General features: G+C 48.0%; 16 protein-coding genes. 6 read left to right on the forward strand and 10 right to left on the reverse strand.

The features are described from left to right. Nucleotides 1–219 precede the first annotated feature (219 nt). The 4 genes from sov to EJL04_RS09705 all read right to left on the reverse strand — a co-directional run bounded on the left by sov (nucleotide 220) and on the right by EJL04_RS09705 (nucleotide 11025). On the reverse strand, nucleotides 220–7818 hold the full coding sequence (gene sov, locus EJL04_RS09690; RefSeq protein WP_418874219.1) for a T9SS outer membrane translocon Sov/SprA: 7599 nt from the start codon (nucleotides 7816–7818) through the stop codon (nucleotides 220–222). Between the two features lie 169 nt (nucleotides 7819–7987). Then, on the reverse strand, nucleotides 7988–8593 hold the full coding sequence (ruvA, locus tag EJL04_RS09695) for a Holliday junction branch migration protein RuvA (RefSeq protein WP_125104799.1): 606 nt from the start codon (nucleotides 8591–8593) through the stop codon (nucleotides 7988–7990). A 170-nt stretch (nucleotides 8594–8763) separates the two neighbouring features. Beyond that, entirely contained in the window at nucleotides 8764–10056 is a 1293-nt protein-coding gene (locus EJL04_RS09700; RefSeq protein WP_125104800.1) for an ABC transporter permease, read from the reverse strand. 18 nt (nucleotides 10057–10074) lie between these two features. Continuing rightward, nucleotides 10075–11025: an ABC transporter ATP-binding protein gene (locus tag EJL04_RS09705; RefSeq protein WP_021855699.1), complete on the reverse strand. Its 951-nt coding sequence runs from the start codon at nucleotides 11023–11025 to the stop codon at nucleotides 10075–10077. 548 nt (nucleotides 11026–11573) lie between these two features. Here EJL04_RS09705 and EJL04_RS09710 point away from each other — a divergent pair. Beyond that, nucleotides 11574–12839, forward strand: a complete 1266-nt coding sequence (locus tag EJL04_RS09710) for an IS4 family transposase (RefSeq protein WP_125104801.1) — start codon at nucleotides 11574–11576, stop codon at nucleotides 12837–12839. A gap of 390 nt (nucleotides 12840–13229) precedes the next feature. Here EJL04_RS09710 and EJL04_RS09715 read toward each other — a convergent pair whose 3' ends face one another. The 5 genes from EJL04_RS09715 to EJL04_RS09735 all read right to left on the reverse strand — a co-directional run bounded on the left by EJL04_RS09715 (nucleotide 13230) and on the right by EJL04_RS09735 (nucleotide 16448). Further along, nucleotides 13230–13589, reverse strand: coding sequence for a hypothetical protein (locus EJL04_RS09715; RefSeq protein WP_125104802.1), 360 nt, complete (start codon nucleotides 13587–13589; stop codon nucleotides 13230–13232). Between the two features lie 127 nt (nucleotides 13590–13716). Further along, a complete protein-coding gene (locus EJL04_RS09720; protein ID WP_125104803.1) occupies nucleotides 13717–14481 on the reverse strand; it encodes a hypothetical protein in 765 nt (254 codons plus the stop codon). A 393-nt stretch (nucleotides 14482–14874) separates the two neighbouring features. Next, nucleotides 14875–15504 (reverse strand): flavodoxin family protein, encoded by a 630-nt coding sequence (locus EJL04_RS09725; RefSeq protein ID WP_021855702.1) that lies wholly within the window; start codon nucleotides 15502–15504, stop codon nucleotides 14875–14877. 5 nt (nucleotides 15505–15509) lie between these two features. After that, nucleotides 15510–16049 (reverse strand): flavodoxin family protein, encoded by a 540-nt coding sequence (locus EJL04_RS09730; RefSeq protein ID WP_125104804.1) that lies wholly within the window; start codon nucleotides 16047–16049, stop codon nucleotides 15510–15512. Between the two features lie 15 nt (nucleotides 16050–16064). Continuing rightward, on the reverse strand, nucleotides 16065–16448 hold the full coding sequence (locus EJL04_RS09735; protein WP_125104805.1) for a nuclear transport factor 2 family protein: 384 nt from the start codon (nucleotides 16446–16448) through the stop codon (nucleotides 16065–16067). A gap of 220 nt (nucleotides 16449–16668) precedes the next feature. Between EJL04_RS09735 and EJL04_RS09740 the strand changes: the two genes are divergently transcribed. From EJL04_RS09740 to EJL04_RS09750, 3 genes are all read left to right on the forward strand, one after another. Then, a complete protein-coding gene (locus EJL04_RS09740) occupies nucleotides 16669–17028 on the forward strand; it encodes a winged helix-turn-helix transcriptional regulator (protein WP_125104806.1) in 360 nt (119 codons plus the stop codon). Nucleotides 17029–18308: 1280 nt separating this feature from the next. Next, the gene (locus EJL04_RS09745) at nucleotides 18309–19208 is read left to right on the forward strand and encodes a diaminopimelate dehydrogenase (protein WP_053397959.1); all 900 of its coding nucleotides are present in this window, start codon (nucleotides 18309–18311) and stop codon (nucleotides 19206–19208) included. Nucleotides 19209–19806: 598 nt separating this feature from the next. Beyond that, the gene (locus EJL04_RS09750) at nucleotides 19807–20694 is read left to right on the forward strand and encodes an alpha/beta hydrolase (RefSeq protein ID WP_241209980.1); all 888 of its coding nucleotides are present in this window, start codon (nucleotides 19807–19809) and stop codon (nucleotides 20692–20694) included. A 406-nt stretch (nucleotides 20695–21100) separates the two neighbouring features. Here EJL04_RS09750 and EJL04_RS09755 read toward each other — a convergent pair whose 3' ends face one another. Continuing rightward, on the reverse strand, nucleotides 21101–22516 hold the full coding sequence (locus EJL04_RS09755) for a C1 family peptidase (protein WP_206429376.1): 1416 nt from the start codon (nucleotides 22514–22516) through the stop codon (nucleotides 21101–21103). A gap of 195 nt (nucleotides 22517–22711) precedes the next feature. On the opposite strand from EJL04_RS09755, the gene dxs reads away from it, so the two are divergent. Further along, complete coding sequence (dxs, locus tag EJL04_RS09760) at nucleotides 22712–24649, forward strand: 1-deoxy-D-xylulose-5-phosphate synthase (protein WP_125104808.1); 1938 nt, start codon at nucleotides 22712–22714, stop codon at nucleotides 24647–24649. Between the two features lie 16 nt (nucleotides 24650–24665). Beyond that, a complete protein-coding gene (gene trkA, locus EJL04_RS09765; RefSeq protein ID WP_021855711.1) occupies nucleotides 24666–26009 on the forward strand; it encodes a Trk system potassium transporter TrkA in 1344 nt (447 codons plus the stop codon).

Genomic DNA, 26009 nt, shown 5'->3' on the forward strand with positions numbered 1-26009 from the left:
TTTTTGTTCGCTTTTTCCTGACATAGCCCGCTATGCCTGCAAAAGATCCAACAAAAAGACGCCAATAGAAACAAAAATACAGGCCGAATCATAATAACGGATTGGGGGTTAACTCTAACAGGCTGCACATAAAAACGCCAAGGCGCACATATCCCGAGGGGCCATGCCGCATGGCATAGGCTTTATTCTGCAGGGATGTGTGCGCCTTGGCGTATGTCTTTATCGCGTAAGCGAGAACTTCAGACTCAGGCCAAAGTCCTGAGTGGTGGTAGGATAGCTGCTGCTCGAAAGCAACGGCGTGTTGGTCTGGCGGTCGTAATAGAAGCTCATTGTGAGCAGGCGCGACAGCGTGTAGTCGGCCGAGAACGACAGCTTGAACGCCGAGTTGCCGCTGCTGGCAGAGCTTGTCATCGAGGCTATGTCGCGGCAGATAGACGCCTGCTTGCGGTAAGACAGGTCGAGACGCAAGTTGAGGTCGGTGTTGAATCCGGTGCTGCGCGAGCTGTTCGACGTTGAGTTGTTGTTGTTTTCGTCGTTGCTGCGACTGCTCTTCACCTTGCGACGGCGGCGTCCGCCAAACAGTTTGAAGTTGTTTATCTTGTAACCCATGCCCACAACCCAGTCGTGACTGGTGGCCTCGTTGATCTGTATACTTGTCATACTGAGGCTGAGCACTCTCGTTGTGCGGTACTCCAGCTTGCAGGTAAGGTTGTTGTTGAAGGTCATGTCTATTCCGAGCAGCGGCGAGAAGGCCTCGTTGATGCTCACGGTGCTGATGTTATACATGCTGCTCGGCACGGGGTTGCCGGTTGACACGTCGCTGACGAAGCCCAGACCGTTCATATATTCCATAAACGTGCTGTAAGAGCTGTATGAGCCGATGGCATAGATGCTCTTGTAGGCATGGTTGATGTTGAAGCTCTTGAACACGTCGCGGAACCACGGCAACTGTGACAATCCGCTGTACTTCACCGTCCAGTTAGGCAGCAGGCGCGACAGTGCGGGGAATATGTTCAGCGAGTTGCCGCCCATGCTCGTATAGGCCGAAAGGAAGGCCGGTATCATTACGTCGGCGCTGTACTTGCTGACTGATCCGTTAGCAGGGTCGAACTTCTGTCCGGCAAGCGAGCTTCCGGCTGGATATTCGGCATTGGTGTATTGTGCCTCGACACGGCTTCGGAACGACTCGAGCGAGTTGCAGAACTTCTCGAACGTAGCCGAATGATAGCCGTTTGTGGCGTCGCCCATTCCCTCAAAAGCGCTGCCAAGACTTATCGTGGTCATGGTGAGCGTTCCGCTCTGTGTGGTCGGCGAGCCGGAGTACATATATTGTATGCTCTTCGACTTGGTTTCGGTGCGGCTTGCGTTGAGGTCTATCTTCAGGTTCTTCACCGGTTCGAGTGTCATTCTGAGCTGCAGGTCTTCAGTCAGACTTGTCGTTGCAGGCGTGGCCACACTGTCGTTCATGAGCAGCCAGCCGCGTTCGGCACTCTTCTCGATGTAGCTGTCGTCAACAAAGCCGAACGCAAAGTCGAGACCCGGAGCCATTGTTCCGCCGCTGCGCTGACCGAACACGTCGCCAACGTTGGGCATGAAGCCCGGCAGATACATGCTGTACTGGTTGCGGTAAGAGAAGCTAACGTTGCGCACGAGCATCAGTCCGCGTGCCACACACTGGGCAGTCTTATACCAGACGTTCTCATCCAGCGGAGCCTTCGGCGTAACGGTGAGCTTCAGCGTCGTTGTGCTGTCAACCTTCGACGTTATCTTAATGCGGTTGTTGTCCACAGCCTTATACTTCAGTCTGAAGGCCTTGCCGTCCTTTGTCTTGGCCGTAACCATAAGCCTCTTGCTGTTCTTGCCGTGAGACACTATCAGCGTGGTGTCAGGATTAAGCACAATCTCCTTTTCAAAGCTGCGCTTGTTCTTCGGCAGCAAGCTCTTTTCCTTGTCGGCGTCCTTTCCGTCCTTACCGCCGTTTCTGCCATTCTTGTCGTCGGCCTTCGACGTCTTGTTGTTGGCAGAGTTCTTTGCCTGCTTCAGCTGGTTGCGTCTCTTCAGCTGAGACGTGCGCGACGTTCTCGAACTCTTGTTGAATCTGTCGTTGGCCTTCTTCAGGAACGGCACATGGTTGTAAAGCCTTTCAAGATTGAACGTTCCGTTAAGGTTGAACGTGCGGTTTGTAGATATCTCGTTACCCAGCGACGTTCCGTCCTCAAGGTCGGTTCCACGGGTCCAGCTGTAGGTTGCATTATAGTTGGCATCAGAGTTGATCCAGTCGAATATCGGAATAAGATTCAGCGGCAACTGATACGACATGTTGAACGTCTGGTTATAGTCAAGCGGGCGTCCAAAGTCCTTTATACTTGTCCACACAGAGTCTTTCCATGCCGCATACTGATCGGGATAGAGGTCTTTGTTTATCGGCGTGTAAGGCTCTTCTATCTCGGCATGTGTGGCACTGTTGAAGTTCATGTGGAGATTCTTGGTCAAGTCCCAGCGTATCGAGAACTCACGGTTCCACAAGAACTGCTCGCTGAAGGTCAGCGGCAGCTGATTGCCGTCGGTGCTTTCCATGTCGCGCTCCTGAAGTTCATAATAGTTGCGCAGCATTTCCGTGTCGAACGTTATGTTCTGCGGCAGCCAGTTAAGACCGAAGTTCTTCACGATGTCATACCACTTACTCTTGCTCTTTATCATCTTCTTGAACGGCTCGAAGGTCTTGTAGACAGGAGTGTAGCTGTAGTTGATGGCTCCGCGCCAGTTGTCTTCGTTCTCATAGACGGTTGTCTCGCCGCTCGTGTGGCGGTGACTATGGCTGTAAGAGAACGAGAAGTTTGCCGGGTCGTACGGCATAGGGTGACGCTTAGTCTGTATTCCGACACGCACATTCGACAGTGAGAAGTTTGTGTTTGTGGTCTTCGTCACGGCAATGCTCTCTATTGAGTCGCGCTCATGCTCGTTGGCTGTTGCCTCGAGAGCATCTTCAAGGAGCATATCCGTATCAAGCGGATTATACTTCGGACGTGTTTCTTCCTGCGTTATAGAGTAATAAAGCGGAGCCGTAACCTTGGCCTTGTCGGGGAAGAACTTGCCCAGCTCTACGTTTGCCGTGAAGCTGTAAGTCTTATAGTCGTCCTGCGAACGCTCGGCTACGCCGTCTTCAAGTCCGCCGAATCCGTCGGTAACTATTTTTCCTGTAGCGTTTATAGTTCCTACATCCGACAGCTGAACGTTGAGCGCTCCCTGTGCTGCCCATCCGCCTTCGTTGTTATATTCCTTCAGACGGAGCTCGTTGACCCAAACCTCTCCTGACTTCATCTCACCCGAAAGGTTACGCACACCTATCATCATGACCTTAACCTCGCCAAGGGTAGGATTACCCATGATGCTCACCTTGTTGTTAGGTTTGTCTTCATCATAGGCCGAATACACTGTGTTGTATGATGCAAGTCCGAGTCCGCGTGCCTTGTTGCGTTCTTTCTTCAGCGATGTGAACACGCTCAGCGGTATGTCGAGCATATTCTCCTCCGGCCATACGAGCTTACAGTCTGCCAGGCTATATCTGTTGTATTCACCCGGAGCAGTAAGTTTCAGGGGTATCTCATACTCATAGTAGTTGTTCTTATAGTCGCTTCCAAGACGGACAAACACGGCAAGCTGATTGTCTGTCAGATTAGTTGTATTCTGCTCAAAGGCATTGGCATGCACAAACATCTGCAGGCGCTTATACTGACGAATGTCGAGCGTGGTGTTCTTGTATACGGCCTTCGACTCATTTGTCGACATGTTCTCAATCACGATGTTGAGAGCCTGTTCGTTGTCTTCAGTAAGCTGCGGCTGTGTGGGGTCTTGTCCGCGCTGTATGCCCGGAGGCAGCACATAGTTGACAGGCGTTTTGTCGCTGTTTTCCTCAATGCTCACCGCACTTACCGACATGCTTCCGGTTTCATTTGCTCCGGTGTTGAGCGACTGGTCGTAGACGCGCCATTCGCCTCTTACAAGGTCGAACGTGGCGAAACGCAGCACGATAGGCTTCTGGAAGTTTGTAAGGAACATACGCATGAAGCGCACTGATGTGAAATCGTTTATCGAGCCTACGCGCTCCTCATACTCGCTCAGAGGTATTCTGAACTGATACCATGTGGCATGTCCTGGCTTGCCGTTACGCAGCGTGGGCGATGTCTCGCGCTTGTCGACAATGAAGTTTCGTCCCACCACGAGGTCTTCGGGGCGGATGCTTATCTTGTACTGATAATACTTTTCATATTCGTTCAGCGTGTAGTCCTGGTTGATATCCTCAACGTCAGGCGTCGTCTTGTAAGACGTGTCATAGCTTTCTGTACGGCTGTCGCTGTCAGGCGAGTTGCCCTGAGGATTGTTTATCCTCTTATATCTCTGCAGGATAGACGCCTCTATCTGGTCGAAGTCTGATCCGCGGAAGTAATGATAGTCGTCGTTGGCGGGGTCGTTCATAATAGAGTCGAGCTGTGCCGCTGACACCTTACCCTGAATGGCTGTGAGGAACTCCTGATATGGTCCGAACTCTCTTTCCTCTGCGTCGGTAAGTCCGTTGTAACCTACATCCTGCAAAGCTCTTGAACCGGTTGTGGTTGCAAAGGCGTAAGTAACGGTGGCCTGTGTAGGTATCTTACCCCACTGTGTGGTAGTGTAGCTGCCTGAACCGTCGACAGACATGCCGCTCTCATAAAACTTCTTACCGTCGCGCAAGATGTCTTCGCTCACTTCTCCGAGGTTGATGTAGAAGTCGCCGCCATATTGGTTGGCATCGCTCTGTTCATTAGAATAGATGAACGGGTCGAGCAGCCAGAACTCGATATACTCAATGTTGGCTGTCTCAAAGTCGCTTGTGTCGAGCTTACGCATCATACCGCCCCAGTGCTGCGTAGGATTCTGCAGCGTTCCGTCATAGTTGAGGTTTGGATTAAAGTTGTAAGGACCGCGCTCAGAAGGATAATATGCGAGGTTGAGTATAGGCAAGGTGGCTGTTGCGCCGCTGTAGCTGTTGTTGTCGCGGTTAGGGAAAAGTTCCTTTACATACACCTCACGCACGTAATAGTTGCTTAGCTGCTCAAGGTCGCCCTTGATGTGAGCCGGAGTGAGCGACGAACTGCGGCGCGTGAACAGCGGGTCGATGTTATACCATGCCAGCAGCGCACGGTTGTATCCGCTGGAAAGCGTCGTCTTGTCCGACTGCTCGGGGAACATGGAAGGCACGCTCGAAAGCACCCACGATGTAGGCGATGAAACGTCAATAGTGTTCTTGGTGTTCTCAAAGTCGTCGATATACGACGCATTGTCCTGCACTCCGCTTGCCTGACCTGCGATGAGCTGAGCAAACTCTCCGGTGAATGATATCACAGAGGGCTGCGTACAGTGAAGGAAAGGCAGCTTGTCGAGCATGTTTGTCAGCCACTGGCTCTCTTTCTTCCAGTTGATGTTGAAGCCCCATAGGGTGTTGTTCAAGGGTTCAGAGCCCATCGTAACCTTCGTGGTGAGCGCCTGTTCCGACAAGTGCTGTATAGTACCGCTTATCTGGAAGTCCTTCGAGAAGTCGTATTGCCAGTTGAGTCCGAGCATGGTCTTGCGCTCCTGGGCATAGTCGGTGTTGCTCTCGAGCGATACGTTAATGGCCGTGCCGGCGTCAATGATGCTCTGATTAAGGATTGTCACCTCGCCTGACGAATAGTCTACGGTATAGTCAGAACCTTCGGTAAGCGTAACACCTCCGGCCGTAACAACTACGGATCCCTGCGGCACATTGTATGCACCGAGCGATATTACGTTGGCAAGTGTTCCGCGGAACTGTCCTACAAGCTGATACTTGTCTTTCTCCGCTATCTGCTTTGCCACGGTCTTTGTTGAGTCATAAAGCTCTGTAAAGCTATATTTTGCAGCCACATCCGGAGCCACGCCCTTGGCTGTAAGAGCCTTATACATATAGTCGCCGAACGGCTCTGCCTCAGGGAAGAACACGCGTCCGTTGCTTATGGTATAGCCTTCAACATAGTCGAAATATCCGTTGCTGTTTGCCTTGTTGTTATTGTCGAGGCGGTCGGCACCGAGAAGCTTTATGATGGTCTGGTCCTTCACCTGCTGTTCGGGGATGTAAGACAGGTAGACGCCCGTGGTGTCGCTCTGGAACTTGACGTCAAGACGGAACTTGTCTTTTTCCACAGAAGAAGCAAGATAATAAACGTTCTTCATCATCAGGTCCCAGTTGCCCTGCTGCGGGTTGTTGCTCGTGTTCTTGAGCGATTTTACGAACAAGGCCTGGTTAACGTCCTGTATGTCGGAAGCAAACTCTCCCACCTGATATGTAACGCCGCCATAGGTATATTCGTAAGCAATGGCCAGCACCTGGTCGGTCTGCAGCGTCGACTTCAGCGAGATGTATCCCAGCGATGTGTTGACGGTATATTCAGAACTGTTAAGCAGGCGTGCGCTCTCCAGTTTTTCATAGTCAACACCACCCACGAAGCCTGGAATAGCATCAAGTACGGAAGAGGTCTGGTTAATATCGCGTGCAGCTGCATAGCTGTTCACCATTGTCGAATATTCGCTGTTGGCATTGTTTCCCGGCACATTCTGCCCTGTCAGTCCCCACATGGAGTTGCTCACCTTGGTGTTCTCTCCAAGGTCGGTCAGCGCCACGATGTTGCGCGAGTTTGATGTCGTACCCGTCTTGTTGGTCACCCATATCTCCACGCGGTTGATGGTTATACCTGTGGTTATGTTAGGCAACTTCTGCATGGCTGCGTCATACTTGTCGCGGAAATATTGCGAAAGGAAGAAGTGGCGGTTTTCCTCATAGTCGGCAGCATCGATCTCGAACGGCGTAAGCTGCACACCACCCTGCGACGACACGCTCTTTGACGACGACTTCTTCTGTGAGATTACGGTCTGCAGCGACAGCTTGCCAAACTGCAGGTCGGTTCTGATACCAAAGAGCGAGGTGGCTCCATTGACGAGCGACGAGTTGCTCGGGAACGACACGTTACCGCCCTCAACCAGCTTTATTATCTCGTCTTCCTTGCCTTCATACTTCAGCTTCATGTTCTGCGAGTCGAAGTCGAAGGTAGCGTCGGTGTTGTAGTTGAGGTTCATGTTCACCTTGTCGCCCACCTTACCGTTCACGCTCAGGTTTATTTTCTCGTCGAAGTCCATCGTCGTGGTCTTACGGTTTCTGATAGGCAGCGAAGGGTTGTCTATGTTCTTGAGCGTGGCTCCAAACTTCAGCTCGGCCGTACCCTGCGTCTTTATCCTCACACCGCCGGGACCGAATATCTTTTCTGCCGGTCCGAGGTCGAAGTGCATGTCGGTGAACGAGAATTTCTCCTTGCCCTGCTCCTTTACTATCTCGTCATTCTTTGAACGGAAGAAGCGGTCGAACTCCTTTTTCTCGCTCCACGCGCGATACTCTTCTGGCGTCATGGCTATCGGCGCCGAAAGATATCCCTCGCCCATCTTTGAACCTATGTAGTAGCGGTTGAGCGTGTCGTTATAGACAACCTCCTGCGAAATGTTTCCGGGCATAGACAGGTCGGCCATACCGCGGTCGAGATCGTCCTGAGTGATCGGCACAATGCGCTGTATCTTCCAGCGCGGATGCAGCAGCGAGTCGGGTATAGAGTCGTCCTCTATTATCACTTCGGGCATGGCCACTGCCGTGCGCTTGGCCGTATCGGCCTGAGCCACATTGCCGCGCGCACCCTGCTGACGGTTGTTCTGCCGTGTGCGGTCGTCCTGAGTGTAGGGCAAAGCCAATCCGTAGCTGGCCGCACTCACGGCAAGCATTATCAGCAAAAGCCCATAAATCACCCTTTTTATACGCATATCAAAGTTAATGATGAAGAATGGCCGGCAATCAGAAAGGCCGGTTCAGCCATACGTGCCAACAATACAAAACCATTCTTCGCTTTTTGAGTTATTCTTAAATTATCCGTTTATCGCTATATCCAGCACTTTACTTTATCTGCTTCAAGGCCAGCTTAACCACCTGCTCAACCGGCAGTTCGGGCTGCTCCTTCAATATTGCCACGACAACCTTTGCCGACGGTGCAGGCGCAAAGCCGAGCATGGTGAGCGCACCCACAGCCTCGTCCTTCACTTCCTTGTTAACAATGTCAGCCTGCTGTGCTGTCTCCTGCGGCACTTCGCCTGTTATGCCCAGAGATGCTATCTTGTCTTTCAGGTCTACTATTATGCGCTGTGCCGTACGCAGACCGATGCCTTTCACGGTCTTGAGCACGCGCTCGTTGCCCGACGATATGACGCCGCACAGTTCTGCCGGCGAAAGCTCGGAGAGAATCATTCGGGCCGTGTTGGCTCCTACGCCCGACACAGATATGAGCAGCAGGAACATGTCGCGCTCCTCGCGTGCGGCAAAGCCGAAAAGCACATACGCGTCTTCGCGTATGCTCTCATATACGTGCAACTTTACTTCTTTCTTGCCTTGAATGGCAGTATATGTGTTTAGCGAAATGTTCAGTCCGTAGCCCACGCCGCCCGTGTCTATCACGGCATAAGCCGGGCTAAGTTCTGCCAGTTCGCCTCTTACGTATTCTATCATTATCTTGTCTGTATTGCTTTTTTACCTTATTTATAACGAGCATATTTATCTTTTATTGCATGACGCCGGGCTATTTAACCAAAAATGTCGCCGGGCACATGCTGCCTGACGACATTTTGTCTATATCTGATTATGCTTTTCTGCGTATCGGTATGTGCTTACCGTGGCGCTTATTTGTATCTCATCCACTTTATCATCTCGCCTATCGACGGCTTCTTGCCGTACATAAGTATGCCTACTCTGTAAATCTTGCCTGCCATCCATATCAGGGCCAGGGCCGACGCATAGAGCACAACGAGCGAAAGCACTATATGCCATACCGGAGCACCGAGCGGCAGTCTTACCATTGACACTATAGGCGAGGTGAACGGTATGAACGAACACCACACGGCAAGAGGTCCGTCAGGGTTGTCGGCACTGTACATCGCGGCATAAAGGGCAAAGACAAGCACTATGACGATGGGCGTCATAAACTGCTGCGAGTCTTCCGACTGGTTGACCGAAGCGCCTACGGCGGCGAATATAGAGGCGTAAAGCAGGTAGCCGCCTATGAAGTTGAGAACGAACACCAGGCCGAGCATGGGAAGGTTGAGTCCGGCTAAGGCCGACATGAAGGCGGCCATATCATCTGAAGCCATATCGGGAGTGGCAGCCATGCCTGTGGCCATCATGTCGGGATTAGACAGGCCGAAGCCCACTCCTGCAACGCTCATTATCACGGTTATCATTATTCCCCAGATGGCAAGCTGCAGTATGCCCACAAGGCCGATGCCAATAATCTTGCCTATCATGAGCTGGAACGGGCGCACCGACGACACCATAAGCTCCACTATGCGGTTGGTTTTTTCTTCCATTACGCTCTGCATCACCATTCCGCCGTAAGACATCACAAACATATATATGAGGAACGTGAGCACCATGCCTGCCAGCATTGCCAGTTCGGCGCTCGACTCCTGCTCTGAGCCGTCGTCGGTCCATTTAACGGTTCTTATGTCGTAGCTCTTGTCGAAGTCGTCCATTATCTGCTTGAGCTGCGGGATGTTGTATTTCACGAGTTTGTCGTGGCGTATCTGCTCGTCGAGCGTGTTGTTCACAATGCGCGAGAGACCCTGCGGCACTTCCTTGCGCGAGTAGATTGTGGCTGCCTCGGGATGCTCCAGCAGGTCGGCCTTTATCTCTATCACGGCGGCAAAGGCGGTAGTGTCCGACTTAAACTCACCCAACATCATGGGCGTGAGCACAAAGCGGTACGACTCGTCGTCCTTGAACAGCTTGGCATATTTGCCGGTATGGTCTATCACTGCCACCTGTTTCTGCTCGCCGCTCTTTATCGTCGACAGCATTAGGGGCACAAATATCAGTGCCGCAAAGACAAAGGGCATGAGTATGGTGAGCAGGATGAATGATTTTTTGCTCACGCGGTTGATAAACTCGCGCTGTATTATTATTAGTGTCTTGTTCATGATTTGCTCTAAGTTTATTTATTGTTTGCTATCTTCTCCGGCCTTTTCTTCCGTCGCGCCGTCGCCTCCCACGGTCCTGATGAATATCTCGTTCATCGAGGGCAGACATTCGGCAAACGATGTTATCTCGTTGTTTGCCGACACCGCGCCCAGCAGCTGCGCGTTGCTCATGTCGGCCTTCTTGCGCAGGGTGTATATCGTCTCGCCGCCCTTGTTCTCTGTCTCTGTCACCTCAATGCCTTCCACGGGCACAAGCTGCTTGCCGGCAGCTAGTCCGAGGCGGTAAGTGTCGGTCTTGAAACGTGAGCGCACCTCGTTGACATCGCCCTGCAGCACCACTTCCGAATGGTTTATCAGAGCTATGTTGTCGCATATCTCCTCCACCGACGACATATTGTGCGTAGAGAATATTATGGTATGGCCTTCGTTTTTAAGTTCAAGTATCTCGCGCTTCAGCAGTTCGGCGTTCAAAGGGTCGAAACCCGAAAACGGCTCGTCGAATATCAGCAGCTGCGGTCTGTGCAGCACGGTTATAACAAACTGCACTTTCTGCTGCATGCCCTTCGACAGCTCTTCGAGCTTTTTGCCCCACCACGGCATTATGCCAAACTTATCAAACCATTGTCTAAGTCTTTTTTCTGCCTCGGCCTTATCCAGGCCTTTCAGCCGTGCCAGATAAATGGCCTGCTCGCCCACGCGCATCTTCTTGTACAGTCCGCGTTCCTCAGGCAGATAGCCGATGTTGCAGATGTCGTCTACCGACAGCGGATGTCCGTTGAAGGTAACGCTGCCTGAGTCGGGCACGGTTATGCGGTTGATTATTCTTATCAGGGTTGTCTTTCCGGCGCCGTTCGGTCCAAGCAGTCCGAACACCTTGCCTTCGGGCACTTTTATACTTACTCCGTTGAGTGCAGTATGGTTAGCGTAGCGTTTCACTACGTCGTGCGTCTCGAGGAATATTTTGTCCATGTTATTTTAAAGTATGATATGTTATTGTGCCACAAAGTTAAGGTTTATTCGTCAACAAGCAAAAAAATCTGCAATCTTTATTAAGTTAAAAGTGAAAAGAGAAAAGTGAAAAATCCAAATGCAAGTAAGTAGATAATACCCACAAGACATTTGACTTTAACTACGGAATGTCAGGCGCATTAGTCTTATAACTATAATAATTTATGGCTTGGAACGAAAAGAAGCAACAAGACTATTGTTCTGTCAGATATGCACGTGTTGTTGAGCCCAGCGAAAAATTCGACAGCATTAATTATTAGGATCTGTGATCCGAAATGCATACCTGATAATTTAGAATAAGAAGTAAGCGGATTGATAAATCCTTATATTCAATTCCGGCAGATTGCAAATCAGCCGGCACATTAGCTTTGTTGGTTCATTTTAGTTGTACAGAAAAGAAATCATTAGTGTTCGAAAGATTTTAACTATCTGAAAATCAGCTATTTATTTGCATATGTCAATATTTTTTTGTATCTTTACATCATAATAATAGAGCAAAAAATATTGAAATGAAAGATGTAAAAGTTCATGCAAAAGACATCCTGCGCATGATACCCGATGAAGAACTGGCCAAACTGTCCAGTTCTACAAAGGTGGACTATTGCGCCAAGGTATTGAGCGGCGAGCGGATGTTCTATCTCCTTGTATTTGCCCTCCTGGCGGCAGATCAGATAAGTCAGCGCAAACTTGAGGTTGTATTCAACAATTCCATGTTCAAGACGCTGTTCAACATAAGTGCAGACGCCCATGTTACGCACAGTTCCATTTCCACCCGCCTGTCAAAGATAGACCTGAGCTTCTTTGAGAAAGCCTATGAGATTATATACAGACGTTTCTCCCAACTGTACACTGAAGAGGAAATTATGCATCTGTATCTGATACGTGTTGACAGTTCCATGGTGGCCGAATGCTGCAACAGGCTCAAGGCCGGTTTCACCGTCGGCAAGAAGCCCGGAGACGGAAGGCAGCCGCGCAAGCAGATAAAGTATACCATGGCATACGACGGTTTCGCCGTCAGACTGGCCGAGGTGTTCAACGAGGCTGTATATCTTAGCGAGGACATGGCCATCCCAAAGGTAGTACTCAAGCTTGTCAAAAAAGACAGCAGACATGCGAACTTATATGTTATAGACCGCGGTCTCAGTTCCCTGGACAACTTTAACGCCATAAACGAGTGTGATGGCAAATTTGTAGGAAGGATAAAGACCAGCCGCAACATGGAAGTGGTGGAAAGCCTTATGAAAGAAGACACAGACACCGACCTTGGCAATCTTGAGCTGTATGAGGACAATATTGTACATCTGTACGACAATGAGGAGAAGAAATACTCCGAAACGCCATACCGCGTTATAAAGGCACGCTTCAAGCATCCGCGTGACACCACACGCCCTGCAAACAAAGGCAAGGTAAGGAGGGTTGAGAACGAGGTGTTCCTGATAACCAACGATTTCAGCCTTACGCCGAAGCAGGTAGCCGAGGCATACAGGAGACGCTGGGATATAGAGGTATTCTTCAAGTTCCTGAAGCAGAACCTGTCTTTCTCGCATTTCGTGTCAACAAGTGAGAACGGAATTAAGGTTATACTGTACATGACGCTCATCACTGCCATGCTCGTGATGATTTACAAGCGTGAGAACGGCCTGGGATTCTCTATAGGCAAATTCATGTTCTTTATGGAGATGCAAGATTGGGTCTGTCAACTTATGGTCGTGCTAAATGGCGGTAATGCGGACAAACAGAATGGTGACATCCGGCTGAAGGCAAGAATTCCGTAAAACGGATTTTAGCCATTGCAACATAACATGAATAAAATAATCTTTCGAACACTAGTGAAAAGAAATCCAAAGAATTTTAGCTTGTAAACTATAAAAACGTCAAGAAGCAACAAGACTATTGTTCTGTCGGATATGCTATCCGACAGCAATAAATATCAGGATTTGTGATCCGAAATTCATACCTAAGATAAAAATAGGAAGCAAGCGGATTGATAAATCCTTATACTTAATTCCGGCAGATTACAAATCAGCCGGCACATTAGCTTTGTTGATTCATATCAGTTGCACATGGAATACCACGTAAGTAGACAATACCCACAAAACATTTGACTTTAACTCCTTTAACTACTTATAACTCCTTTAACTCCAAATAAAAATCCAACTCTTCACTTAAAACGCTATTAGCGTTAACACCGAGTCGACTACAGACGCTATGGCGTCGCCGATGGTGAACTTGGCATGAAAGAATATTCTTACACACAGGTATGCGAGAAACATCGTAACCAATATAAACAACGCAGCAGCAAGCAGCATAGCCCATGAAGGATACAGCGCCACAGCCAGCGTGGCACCACTGATAAGCATATATTCTATGCCTGAAACAATACGTATTCCGCGCAAGTCTGACTTGCTTAATGTTCCCGGGTACATTCTTTTAAGTCCGGGTATCAGCATGTCTGCCTTACCCGACATCACCACAGGCGCAACAATAAAGATGATGCAAGCAACGATAAACAAAGATATTTTCATAGGCTCGGTTTATATATTATCGCCACAAATTTAACTTGTTTACATCAAAAGAACCGCAAAAAAGCTTTTAAATTTTCATAATAATACTGTCTGTCCATCTAAAACTTTCACAATATGATGTCTACTTTTATTTCTGCTGCAACGGCTCCAACTTAATATATAACGAGACCTCCCAAACCTTATCAGGAATTGACAAATCTTTCGAAATATTTCTGTCGAGCATCGCCTCTTTTGAAATAGTCAATATTCCTTCCTGACATGATATGCGTTTCACCCTACGGTTATACTTTTTCAACATTATGTTCAGGTCTTCTGCCAAAGGAGTCTTCGCAAGCTCTTTCGTCATATCCGAATGCCAATAATAGCCATGCTCGTTAAGCTTACAATTTGCATTCAGCAGATTGGTTGTCATTACGGCTATATCGCCAAATGTAGACAAAAACCCAGACATCGCATCCATTGTTGTTAAATCGTAGACCTTGGATGCTGCGTCTAAACATAACTCTATTTCATGGATTGTTTCTTTATATGTGGGACTATAAAAATCATAAGAAATAGGAGATGCATATCCCACTGCCGCAGTGTCATTTTTACTGACATTTTTTCCAGTAAAACAAATTTTTGGACCAACCAAATTATAAAACTCAACATTTTTCACTTTACCATCTCTTGTCGTTATTATACACGAAAGCGCAGAAGTATCTTTTTTTGTTGTCACATAATATTCTGTGTCCTTCCATTTATCAGATGAATCAACAAACTCTGCACGTACTATCGTGTCCGGCTGTGTATTGCCTTTAGGCATACTGCAACTTTGACCGGTTAAGGTAAAGCTTGCAGATGCGGCAAGAAACACTATCGGCAACAATATTTTCTTAATTTCTATTTTCATTTTTACACAACAAGGTTTTTATTGTTTTAGATTTAAGTTACAAAGTGTATAGCCCCATAATTCTTTATCACAAAAGACATCAACATGCCTAATTACACTTTAATCATCGCCACAAATTTAATAAAATTAAGACAAATGAACAATTAAGAGACTGACTTTTTCATTTAACATCAGAAGTTTTATAGACTGAAATTAGCTTTACTGACCATCGGCTACTTTATTATATTCCGGCAGTTCTTTCGATGTGCTCAACAATTCGTATAAACCAGCCGGAACAAATTTCATGCAACAAAATAGCAGACAGCACAAAATTTGCATGGAAAACATTCCGTACGAAAATAAAAAAGATGATAATGCGTCTTTACAGACGCGCCATCATCTTTATATTACAGCCTAATACTTATCCTGAATGAAGTGTGTGCGCAATCTTTGTTCAGACTGAGGTTTGTCAATGCCGTTATTGCGCCCACACTCAATACATTTCAACAGCCACGCCATATTATGACCTAACACACGCATGGTCTGCAGTCCTTCTTTATCCTTCATCACATCATCGGGCGTGAAGCCATGCACAGAATTCCAGTATTGAGAAGACACAACGGGCATATTGCATATAGTAAAATACTGGTTAAGCTGTTCAAACGTGGCAGACGCTCCTCCCCTGCGGCACGACACCACCGAGGCGCCCACCTTACCGGCCATGCGGCTTTCGGAAGAATAGAACAGACGGTTAAGGAACGACACAAGCTGACCCGACGGACCGCTGTAATAAACCGGCGAACCGATGACTATGCCATCAAACTCATCAAGCCTTGCCTGTATGTCCTTTACTATATCGTCTCTGAAGCAGTGGCCCGTGCGCATGCAGCTTCCGCACGCTATACATCCTGCCAGCGGCTTCTTGCCGAGATAAAGCAGTTCTGTGTCTATTCCGTCGGCTCTCAAAGCCGTTTCAACCTCATGTAAGGCGGTGTAAGTGCAGCCCTCCTTGTTAGGGCTGCCGTTAATAAGCAATACTTTCATTGGCTTCAGAATTTATGTGCCAGTTCGGCAGCCTTGGCGCAACCGTCGGTCTTGTTTATGTCTCCCTCGTTAAGCACGGCAGGAACAAGCACTTCGCCCACAACGTCCCATTTCAACAAAGCAGCCGAACGCTCAAGCGGAATGCGTACGCCGTCCATAACCGTCATGTCGTCTTCCTCGCAGCAGGCAATCAAGCCGAATTTCTTACCTGCAATATCCTTTCCGCCTACAACAAGAGAAAACAGACGGTCAATAACGCCTTTTATCTGTGCAGGTATAGAATACCAGTAAGTTGGCATTGTAAACACCACGGCATCGGCATTTAATATTGCCGGGGCTATTATATTGAAATCATCGTCAAACGAGCATGCCTTTCCTGTCTTATAGCATGTCATGCACGCATGGCATCCGCCAATCTTCATCATTGCCGCATCAAAACGTTCTATCTTGTGTCCGCACTTCTCAGCCTCCTTTATAAAAGCTTCTGTCATGGCAAAGCTATTGCCGTTTTTACGCGGACTTCCTGTAACTACAACTATATTCATAACCTAAAGTTCTATTTATTTCTGTATTGTGTCTGAATTCTGATTATATGCCTTGGCCACGCATTTCCACTCACCGTTGATTTTAAGCATCAGCAGATAATCGGTGAAATCAATGCGTCCGCCCCATTTTTCTTCAAGAACGCGCACCACGGCAAGCGTTTCTTCAACGGCAATAACGTCTACACGCGCCTTGAAGTCTGCGCCTCCGCCAACCGAGTCGACATTGTTATAAAACTGATTTATGCTTCCGTGCTCAAGTTTTCCGTCAAGATAGCCAAACAGCACGGCCTCGTCTATAAACAGTTCTTTAGCATAACTGCTGTCGCCTTCGGCAACACTTCTGACAAACTTTATGGCTGCTGCCTCAACAGCCTTGTATTCTTCAATACTTGCTCTCATAATGTTTTCATAATTTAAAGATTCATTTTATAATGAAAGCGCAAACAAGACGCAAGGGCGTCTAACCGGCCGGAATGCAACTTATCGTGTGCAAAGATACGAGATAGTAAACATTTTTGCAAGTACCGAAAAATTATTCAGATACTGAAAAATATATCAGTATATTAACTTTTCGGATTATTATGTTTACTTTTGCACAAACATTAAGACGAACAATACCATGTATGAAAGAAAGATACCCGTTAACCTCGACTGTCCGCTACGCCTTACGATGAGTCTGATAGGTTCAAAATGGAAGTCGTGCATCTTGGACGAGCTGCGCGACAAGACGCTCAGACCGAGCGAGCTTCATAAGATATTTCCCGAAGCCACGCCGCGCGTGCTCGACTTGCAGCTTAAAGAGCTTGTTGAAGACGGACTGGTGTCAAAGACCATATACCCCGAACTGCCTCCCCGTTCTGAATATGCCATAACGCCACTCGGAGCAACATTAATTCCGATTATCGACGCCATGATTGAATGGGGCAACAAGAACACCGAGCTGTTTCAGAAAAAATACGGCAAGCCTAAAAACGGATAACAACAACTCTTTGCCGTATGCAGAGTGAAACTATTGTTCCGGTGAATTTATGCGAGTTAATAAACGCAGCAAAAAAATAAGACAACATAAAGTATAAGAACCAAAGGTCAGTAAATAATTTTGAAATAGCACCGCTTCGGGTGCTGTCGGTTTGTTGAGTAATAATCCGTGGGTGACACACCCACGGTTACTAAAGTGAAGCCCTTCGGGCTAAGAGTTAGCCTTAATCAGCCGCAACGCATTTGAATTCTTCACTCTTCGTTCTTCACTCTTCACTTAAACTTGCCCTTCGGGCTATGAATTATCGTTAATCAGCTTAACTATAGACAACACCCTACAAAGCACATGTTTTTTCACTTTCGTAAGACAGGAGTTAAAGCAGTTACAGAAGTTATCGCTCACTTTGGTGAGCCAGGAGCATCTTTAAGAAAAGAACGAAAAGTGAAGAGTGAAAATCCAATAGTCGTCTTGTGGTTTTTCGTCAGCTACAGAAGTAAATTTCTTAATTTTTAATTGCTTTTGCGTCTGCTCTTCACTTAAACTTAAATTTCCTCTTTTTGCTTACACTCTGATTTTCCTTGACGCTCTCAGACGGCGATATTTGAAAAATAAAATCTGTCGGGCGTAAAAACGGGCAATTTTCGTGTGCAATTATAAATAGCTGACCGAATGTGTGTTATCATTAATCATAGTCATTATGTGCAACAAAATCAGGCCTAAAACGGCATAAAAACAGGGCTTTTTGCCTTGAAAAGTGGGCTGTTTTTGATGCGAAAACGGGCCACTTTCGGATAAAAAGTGGCCGAGTAATTTTTCAAAAGCATACCTTTTGCGATTTATTGTAAATATACTTTACCATCTGAACCGAACCAAAGGCTCTCTAAATTCTATTTCGACAGAAAATCCTGACAAAAGTCAGATATCATTTTGAACGGCATTATGCACTTATTGCTTTCATTATGAAACATCACAATAACCGCCATGACACTGAATGTGCGGCTAAACATGCGGCTGCATAAGCTGTAAACAGAGACCTACATACAGGCCGTTTTTAAGCCAGGTAACAATCCTTTGCCGTTTGCCTTATTTACACGTTCAGAAAGTAAGATATATAATATTTTCAGTTACGTTTAATAACATTAACGCTGATTATTGTTGAAAAAACACATACAAATTATCCGTCAACTGAAAATTTGCATTATCTTTGCATAAGATAAACTGCATCTCAGCATAAATAAAAGAAATAGGATAATAAAGAATCAGATAAATTTTTAGACAATATGAAGAAAATCAGAGCAGCCGTAGTGGGCTACGGCAACATAGGCAAATTTGCCGTTGAGGCACTCGAAGCAGCTGAAGACTTCGAGATTGCAGGTATAGTAAGACGCCACGGAGCAGAGAACAAGCCGGCAGAGCTGGCCGACTATGAAGTGGTGAAGGACATCACTGAGCTGAAAGATGTTGACGTGGCTATCCTTGCCACACCGACACGCAGCTGCGAGGAGTATGCAACAAAGATTCTTGCACTCGGCATCAACACCGTAGACAGCTTCGACATACACACAAGCATACGCGAATATCGTTCTAACCTGATGAAGATATGCAAGGAACACGGCACTGTGGCTGTGATTGCAGCAGGATGGGACCCGGGTTCTGACAGCGTTGTGCGCACACTTATGCAGAGCCTTGCACCTAAAGGACTGAGCTACACCAACTTCGGTCCGGGCATGAGCATGGGCCACTCTGTATGCGTGCGCTCTAAAGAGGGCGTAAAGAACGCTCTGTCTATGACCATACCTAAGGGCGAAGGCATACACCGCCGCATGGTTTATGTTGAGCTTGAAGAGGGCGCAAGTCTTGAGGAGGTTACAAAGGCTATCAAGGCCGACCCGTATTTCGCAAGCGACGAGACATACGTTATGCAGGTTGACAGCGTTGACGCTGTGCAGGACATGGGCCACGGCGTAAACCTCGTGCGCAAGGGTGTGAGCGGAAAGACTCAGAACCAGCGCATGGAGTTCAACATGAGCATCAACAACCCTGCCCTGACAGGTCAGGTGCTCGTAAACGTTGCGCGCGCATCTATGCGTCAGCAGCCCGGATGCTACACCATGGTTGAAATCCCCGTAATCGACCTTCTGCCCGGCGATCGCGAAGAGCTGATAAGCCACCTGGTGTAAATTCTAAGTGAAGAGTGAAAAATCCAATAGTATTGTGGATTTCTGTCTGTAGTTAAAGTCAATATGCTTTAACCACTGAAATAAAGTTAAGGAGATGTTTCTTTGAGCGCAGCAAAAAAGGGAACATCTCCTATCTTTATCAGGCCATAACGGATTGAATTGTCTGCCAGCTACTCACTGTGCATAAGAAGCGTAATGTAGCTAAATGTATTTTAACCAAAATCGTTATTAGAATCCGGTCGGGATTTTTGCTTTATATAAAGCGAATTTTCGTCAGTTTTTGCTGTCATAGCGGACTATGTCAGGAAAAGCGAACAAAAAGACGGCTGAAAGCATGAACGAACAAAAGTGATAAAGCAATGTGCGGCATAATGACCGATTGGGGTTTAATAAACAAGCCCGCCGGAAAAGATTAAGTACGCACTGAATTTTATTCCGCCAACGGATGATTTTATATAGTCCTATGCATTTTATATCGAACATAAACCGGTTTATTATAACAGCATTTATAATATTCAATTCATTTTCTGCATATTCAGCAAATACAGGATACGATGAATATTCAGAGCGAAATGAAGCAGATTCATTCATTGCCCGTATGCCTGAAAAGCTGCAGGAGCGTCAGACTGAAGCTATCCGCAAGGCAATGTCCGGCAATAACGACATGCTTCTTAACGTAAGAAACGCCCGCAATACAGCAGCCAAGCTGCCCAACGGTGTCTATCGAACAGACATCAGTAAGAGTCTGACTCTTTTTAGAAGCAAGCGCTACGACAACGACGCAATACCACTGCTTGTATATTTCCATGGTGGCGGCTGGGTTATAGGAAGTATAAACAGTTGTTCACGTTATTGTGCTGCGATGGCCGAAAGAGGCATTGCCGTACTTGCCGTAGATTATAGGCTCGCCCCCGAGCATCCTTTCCCGGAAGGGCTGAAAGACTGCATAGATGCCGTAAAATTTGCCTGCGAGAATATGGAGGAATGGAAATGCAGCAGCATATCCGTAGGCGGAGACAGCTCAGGCGGAAATCTTGCCATAGCCACGGCATTGAGCTTCCCTGAAAACACTTTCAGCAGCCTGATTACATTCTATCCCGTTACAAAAGCCTATGCTGACAACTCCGAATCATGGAAACTGTTCGGAAAAGGATTCGGACTTGACAGCGAACTTATGAACGCTTTCAACGAAGCATACACCACCGAATCGCATAATCCATTAGTATCTCCCGCAGAAGCAGACGACCATGCCCTTGCAAAACTTCCGCCAACGTTGCTCGTAGCGGCCGAACGCGACATCCTACGATGTCAAGGCGCAGAATTTGCAGAGAGGCTGAAAAATATTGGCATAGAACAGAAATACATTCTGATTCCCGGTTCGGTCCACTTGTTCATTACGGTTGACGGACAGCCTACAGCGTTCAAACATTCTGTAAATGAATCGTCTGAGTTCATATTCAGACATTCAGGACAAGCCACGCAATAAGGATAAGCGCCATATATGCGCTGAAACCACATGTATTGCACAACAGCAATCCACCCCAAGAAAAAGCAACGCCCATTTATGCAGCTCTACCGTATGCCGGAAAACAAAAGGTCTATCGCCACTCTGACTTTCCACATACGTGAGGTAGCATATTTTCTTATACAGGATTAACTTTAATCGCAATATTCAGAAACGAATATTTTTTCATTCATAAGCATAAAAAAATCCGCCGGACAAAAGGACGTCCGACGGATTTTATTTTTAAGTATGAGTAAAAGACAAATTAAAGAGTTAATCTTCGCAGATATCAATTGTCAATAGCAAAAGCCCTAATCACTCCATTATCAACAAAGCATATGGCTTTAACTCCTTTAACTACTTCTAACTACTTTAACTCCTAAAAGAACTATTCATCCGGCAAGAAGAGCGGATCTTCGGGCATAACCATAACAGGCTTCTGCTCATACTGCTTAAGAGTCTTGGCAGGAACATACTTCTTGTCAACAACGAGGCGGAACATATACTCATTGAACCACTCGTTGGTCATTATCAGGCAGCCCTTCTGGCCCCAGTCGCCGCCCCAGCTGTTCTCAACCTTCCACTTTGTGGGGTTGCCCTTGGCGTCGAGGTCAACGGCCGTAAGAGTCATGGCGTGAGTGGAGCCGCTGTCGTAAGTCATGATGCGCTGAGCCTTGTTCATGCCGAATGTTGTGCCGAAGAGCGAGCCGTAGTCATAGTTGCGCGGGTCGCAATAGCCACGCTTGCGGTCGAGGAACTTACCCACGTCGTAAGAGCTGTACATCTTCTTGCCGTCTTTCAGAGAGGCGATGGCAAGCTTGGCTATTTCTTCCATCGGCAGGTTAAGATATTTCCAGTTAGTTCCGTCGTATGTGTGGCGGTCGTATTCCACCTCGTAAGTCTTGTAATACTCGCGGCGCGGGTCATTCATAACCATGATGAAAGAGCCGCCTATGGCTTTGCCGCCAAGCATCTCGGCAGCAAACGACTTCGGGGTGAATTTCTTTGCCTCGGTAACGGTGCGTCCGTCCTTGTTCTTGAAGGCATAAGTAAACTCCTTTACAGGCTCGCCTATGGTAAGAGCCAGCATACGGTAGATCTCGCCCAGCATCTTTGTCTTCTCGGCGTTAATCTCCTTTGCGCTCTTTCCGCCGTTGGCCATGTCGCGCAGCTTCAGGCCGAACTCGCGCAGCTTTGACTTAATCAGTGACGTAGCCTTAGATGTGTTCTCGGCAGAGAAAGTCTCGGGCATTACCTCGGCAGGCACAAGTCCGTATTTGTCAACAAGGTCTGACACACCGCAGAATGTACCGCCGTCGTTGAGCGGACTCTTGAAGAAGAACTGAACACGCACATCGTCCATAGGCTTCGACGCACAGTCGATAACGCCCTGCAGGAAGAGATTTGACTTCTCGAGCTGATCCCAGAAGAAGAGATAAGCATGAGACAGGTCGACACGCAGCGAGTCGGTGCGGTTGGCGAAGTTTGAGCGTATCACGTTGAAGCCGCTGAACATCCAGCAACGACCGCTCTGCTTCTGGTCGGTAATGCTCTGCGACTTGGTCTCAACACTGAAGTAGGTGTCGAGAGCGCCCTGGTTGGCGTAGTTCTGAGCCAGGTTGTCGATACTGTTAGACGCCACGGCGTTAAACAAAGCCTTGTCGGCAGTTGTCAGCTTCTGCGACTGCTGAATTTCCTTGAGCATATCAGCCGATATGCCTCCGTCCTTTGTCTGTGCATGACATGGCAGCGATAACAGCGCAACCACCATGCCCGACATGAAAATACCCTTGTTAATATTCATTTTTTCTTTATTTTTTTGTTTGTCGCAAATTTACATCTTTTTATTGAAAAACACACTATACGGCCTTTCATTTTACATTTATCCCCACTTAATTACAGTCATTAACGCCCCCATTTCATCCGCCAGGGCACTTTACACCTTAATAAAAATAAACGAATTTATTTTGTTCTTCAATCTGTTTACATTATCTTTGCAATGATATTCAATAATAAGACGACCGTGGAATCTAACGATTTTAAGCTTCTTAACAAAATAAATTATCCCGCCGACTTAAGAAAGTTGAAAGAAGAACAGCTGCCGCAACTGTGCAAAGAGCTGCGCGATGACATTCTGAAAGAACTTTCGGTAAACCCGGGGCACATGGCCTCGAGCATGGGAGCAATAGAACTTACCGTAGCCCTGCACTACGTGTTCAACACACCGGAAGACAGACTGGTTTGGGACGTGGGACACCAGGCCTACGGACACAAGATTCTGACAGGCAGGAAAGACCGCTTCTGCACCAACCGCAAGCTGAACGGAATAATGCCCTTTCCGTCGCCGTTAGAAAGCGAATACGACAGTTTTGTGTGCGGACATGCCTCTAACTCTATTTCTGCCGCGCTGGGAATGGCACTGGCAGCAAAGAAGACCGGCAACGGCAAGAGACATGTGGTGGCTATTATAGGCGACGGCGCCATGAGCGGCGGACTGGCCTTTGAGGGACTCAACAACGTGTCGACCACGCCTAACGACATGCTCATCATCCTCAACGACAACAACATGAGCATAGACCGCAGCGTAGGCGGACTGAAGCAGGCTCTGCTGAAGCTGAACACCAACGAGACCTACAACAATGTTAGATTCAAGCTGTCGAAATGGCTCAACGCAAAGGGATATCTCGACGAAGACCGCCGGCAGGGCATACTGAGGCTGAACAACGCGCTGAAGTCGGCCATAAGCCATCAGCAGAACATCTTTGAAGGCCTCAACATAAGATACTTCGGCCCGTTCGACGGACACAACATAACAGAACTGGTAAGGGTGCTGCGACAGCTAAAGGACATGAAAGGGCCCAAGCTGCTGCACCTGCACACGATAAAGGGGCACGGATATGCACCGGCCGAAAAGGCTGCAACGATATGGCATGCCCCCGGAAAATTCAACATCAACACAGGCGAGCGCATAACAGACGACGAGACAGGAGTGCCGCCTAAATATCAGACAGTGTTCGGCGAGACGCTGCTCGAACTGGCAAAGAACAATCCGCGCATAATAGGCGTTACGCCGGCAATGCCTACAGGATGCTCCATGAACATTCTGATGAAGGCGATGCCCGACAGAGCCTTCGACGTTGGCATAGCCGAAGGCCACGCCGTAACGTTCTCGGCAGGAATGGCAAAGGAAGGCATGCTGCCGTTCTGCAACATATACAGTTCGTTCGCACAGCGCGCCTACGACAACATCATTCACGACGTGGCAATACTGAAACTTCCCGTCGTTATATGTCTCGACCGCGCCGGACTGGTAGGCGAAGACGGAGCCACACACCACGGTGCCTTCGACATTGCTGCCCTGAGACCTGTGCCTAATCTGACCATAGCCTCACCTATGAACGAGCACGAACTGCGCAACCTTATGTACACGGCGCAGCTCGACGGCAAAGGACCTTTCGTGATAAGATATCCGAGAGGACACGGCGTGATAGTAGACTGGCACAATGAGTTTGAAGAAATTGAAGTGGGAACAGGACGCAAGCTGAAAGACGGCAACAGCGTGGCCGTGCTGTCAGTGGGCCCGATAGGCAACAACGTTACCAAGGCCATAGAAGCCGTAGAGAAAGAATGCGGCGGAGCACAGATTGCCCACTACGACATGCGCTTCATAAAGCCGCTCGACGAGAAACTTCTGGCCGAGGCAGCATCAAAGTTCAAGCATATCATAACCGTTGAAGACGGAGTGCGCAAGGGCGGATTCGGCTCAGCCGTGCTCGAATGGCTCAGCGACAACAACTATACAACACGCGTCACAAGACTCGGACTGCCCGACAAGTTTATCGAACAGGGCACTGTAAACGAACTGCAGCACATAACGGGCATCGACACCGAAACGATAGCCGCGACAATAAAGAATGCCACAGGCAGCATATCCTAAACAATAAAGATGTAAAATGAAAATCATCATAGCTGGAGCTTATGCCATAGGTACTCACCTGGCAAAGCTGTTATCACGCAACGATCAAGACATTGTGCTGATCGATGAAGACGAGGAAAGGCTCAACAACATCAGCAATGACTACGACCTGATGACCATCCACTCCTCGCCTTCGAGCATACAAACTCTTAAAAACGCCGGCGTGCAACACGCCAACCTGTTCATCGGAGTCACGCCTGACGAGAACATGAACATGAACAGCTGTATACTTGCAAAGGCTCTCGGAGCAAAAAGAACGGTGGCAAAGGTGAACAACTATGAGTTTATTGACGAAAAGCTGAAAGAATTTTTCAACAATCTCGGCATCGACTCGCTCATCTATCCTGAGAACCTCGCCGCACGCGACATAACCAACGGTCTGAAGATGAGCTGGGTAAGGCAGCGCTGGGACGTGCACAACGGCGCACTGATAATGCTCGGCATAAAGCTGAGGGAGACATGTGAAATTCTGAACGAGCCGCTAAAAGACCTCTGCAAGCCCGAATCGCCATATCACATCGTGGCGATAAAACGCGGCGAAGACACCATTATACCACGAGGCGACGACGAGCTGAAGATATACGACATGGCATACTTCATGACCACACGCAACTATATTCCGTATATCAGAAAGATTGTCGGCAAGGAACACTACGTGGACGTAAGGAACGTGATGATAATGGGAGGCGGCAACACGGCCATAAGAGCCGCGCTGACCATGCCCGAATACATGAACGCAAAGATCATTGAAGCCGACGAGAAGCGCTGCGAATATATCAATGAGATTGTAGACACCGACAGGACAATGGTGATAAACGGCGACGGACGAGACCTGCCGCTGCTCATTGAGGAAGGAATAAAGAACACGCAGGCCTTCGTTGCCCTGACGGCTAATGCCGAGACAAACATCCTGGCATGCCTTACGGCGAAGCGCATGGGCGTGAGAAAGACCATAGCAATGGTTGAAAACCTCGACTATGTGAGCATGGCTGAAAGCCTTGACATCGGTACTATCGTCAACAAGAAGGCCATAGCCGCAAGCCACATCTACCAGATGATGCTCGACGCCGACGTGAAGAACACCCGTTTCCTCATGACCGCAAACGCCGATGTGGCAGAGTTTACGGCACAGCCGGGTTCGAAGATAACCAAAAAGAAAGTATACGAGCTGGGACTTCCCAAGGGAACGACAATTGGAGGACTGGTAAGAAACGGCGAAGGACATCTTGTGTCCGGTAACACGGAGATTGAGGCAGGCGACATAGTGGTTGTGTTCTGCCACAACGTCAACATGAGCAAAATAGAAAAGTTCTTCAACTAA

This window comes from Prevotella marseillensis, from assembly GCF_900625065.1.
Taxonomy (GTDB): Bacteria; Bacteroidota; Bacteroidia; order Bacteroidales; family Bacteroidaceae; genus Prevotella; species Prevotella rara.

What these genes read in the sequence shown, in the direction of transcription:
- sov (WP_418874219.1), bottom strand. Translation starts at nt 7,818, where the DNA reads ATGCTTGCCGTGAGTGCGGCCAGCTACGGATTGGCTTTGCCCTACACT.
- ruvA (WP_125104799.1), bottom strand. Translation starts at nt 8,593, where the DNA reads ATGATAGAATACGTAAGAGGCGAACTGGCAGAACTTAGCCCGGCTTAT.
- EJL04_RS09700 (WP_125104800.1), bottom strand. Translation starts at nt 10,056, where the DNA reads ATGAACAAGACACTAATAATAATACAGCGCGAGTTTATCAACCGCGTG.
- EJL04_RS09705 (WP_021855699.1), bottom strand. Translation starts at nt 11,025, where the DNA reads ATGGACAAAATATTCCTCGAGACGCACGACGTAGTGAAACGCTACGCT.
- EJL04_RS09710 (WP_125104801.1), top strand. Translation starts at nt 11,574, where the DNA reads ATGAAAGATGTAAAAGTTCATGCAAAAGACATCCTGCGCATGATACCC.
- EJL04_RS09715 (WP_125104802.1), bottom strand. Translation starts at nt 13,589, where the DNA reads ATGAAAATATCTTTGTTTATCGTTGCTTGCATCATCTTTATTGTTGCG.
- EJL04_RS09720 (WP_125104803.1), bottom strand. Translation starts at nt 14,481, where the DNA reads ATGAAAATAGAAATTAAGAAAATATTGTTGCCGATAGTGTTTCTTGCC.
- EJL04_RS09725 (WP_021855702.1), bottom strand. Translation starts at nt 15,504, where the DNA reads ATGAAAGTATTGCTTATTAACGGCAGCCCTAACAAGGAGGGCTGCACT.
- EJL04_RS09730 (WP_125104804.1), bottom strand. Translation starts at nt 16,049, where the DNA reads ATGAATATAGTTGTAGTTACAGGAAGTCCGCGTAAAAACGGCAATAGC.
- EJL04_RS09735 (WP_125104805.1), bottom strand. Translation starts at nt 16,448, where the DNA reads ATGAGAGCAAGTATTGAAGAATACAAGGCTGTTGAGGCAGCAGCCATA.
- EJL04_RS09740 (WP_125104806.1), top strand. Translation starts at nt 16,669, where the DNA reads ATGTATGAAAGAAAGATACCCGTTAACCTCGACTGTCCGCTACGCCTT.
- EJL04_RS09745 (WP_053397959.1), top strand. Translation starts at nt 18,309, where the DNA reads ATGAAGAAAATCAGAGCAGCCGTAGTGGGCTACGGCAACATAGGCAAA.
- EJL04_RS09750 (WP_241209980.1), top strand. Translation starts at nt 19,807, where the DNA reads ATGCCTGAAAAGCTGCAGGAGCGTCAGACTGAAGCTATCCGCAAGGCA.
- EJL04_RS09755 (WP_206429376.1), bottom strand. Translation starts at nt 22,516, where the DNA reads ATGAATATTAACAAGGGTATTTTCATGTCGGGCATGGTGGTTGCGCTG.
- dxs (WP_125104808.1), top strand. Translation starts at nt 22,712, where the DNA reads ATGATATTCAATAATAAGACGACCGTGGAATCTAACGATTTTAAGCTT.
- trkA (WP_021855711.1), top strand. Translation starts at nt 24,666, where the DNA reads ATGAAAATCATCATAGCTGGAGCTTATGCCATAGGTACTCACCTGGCA.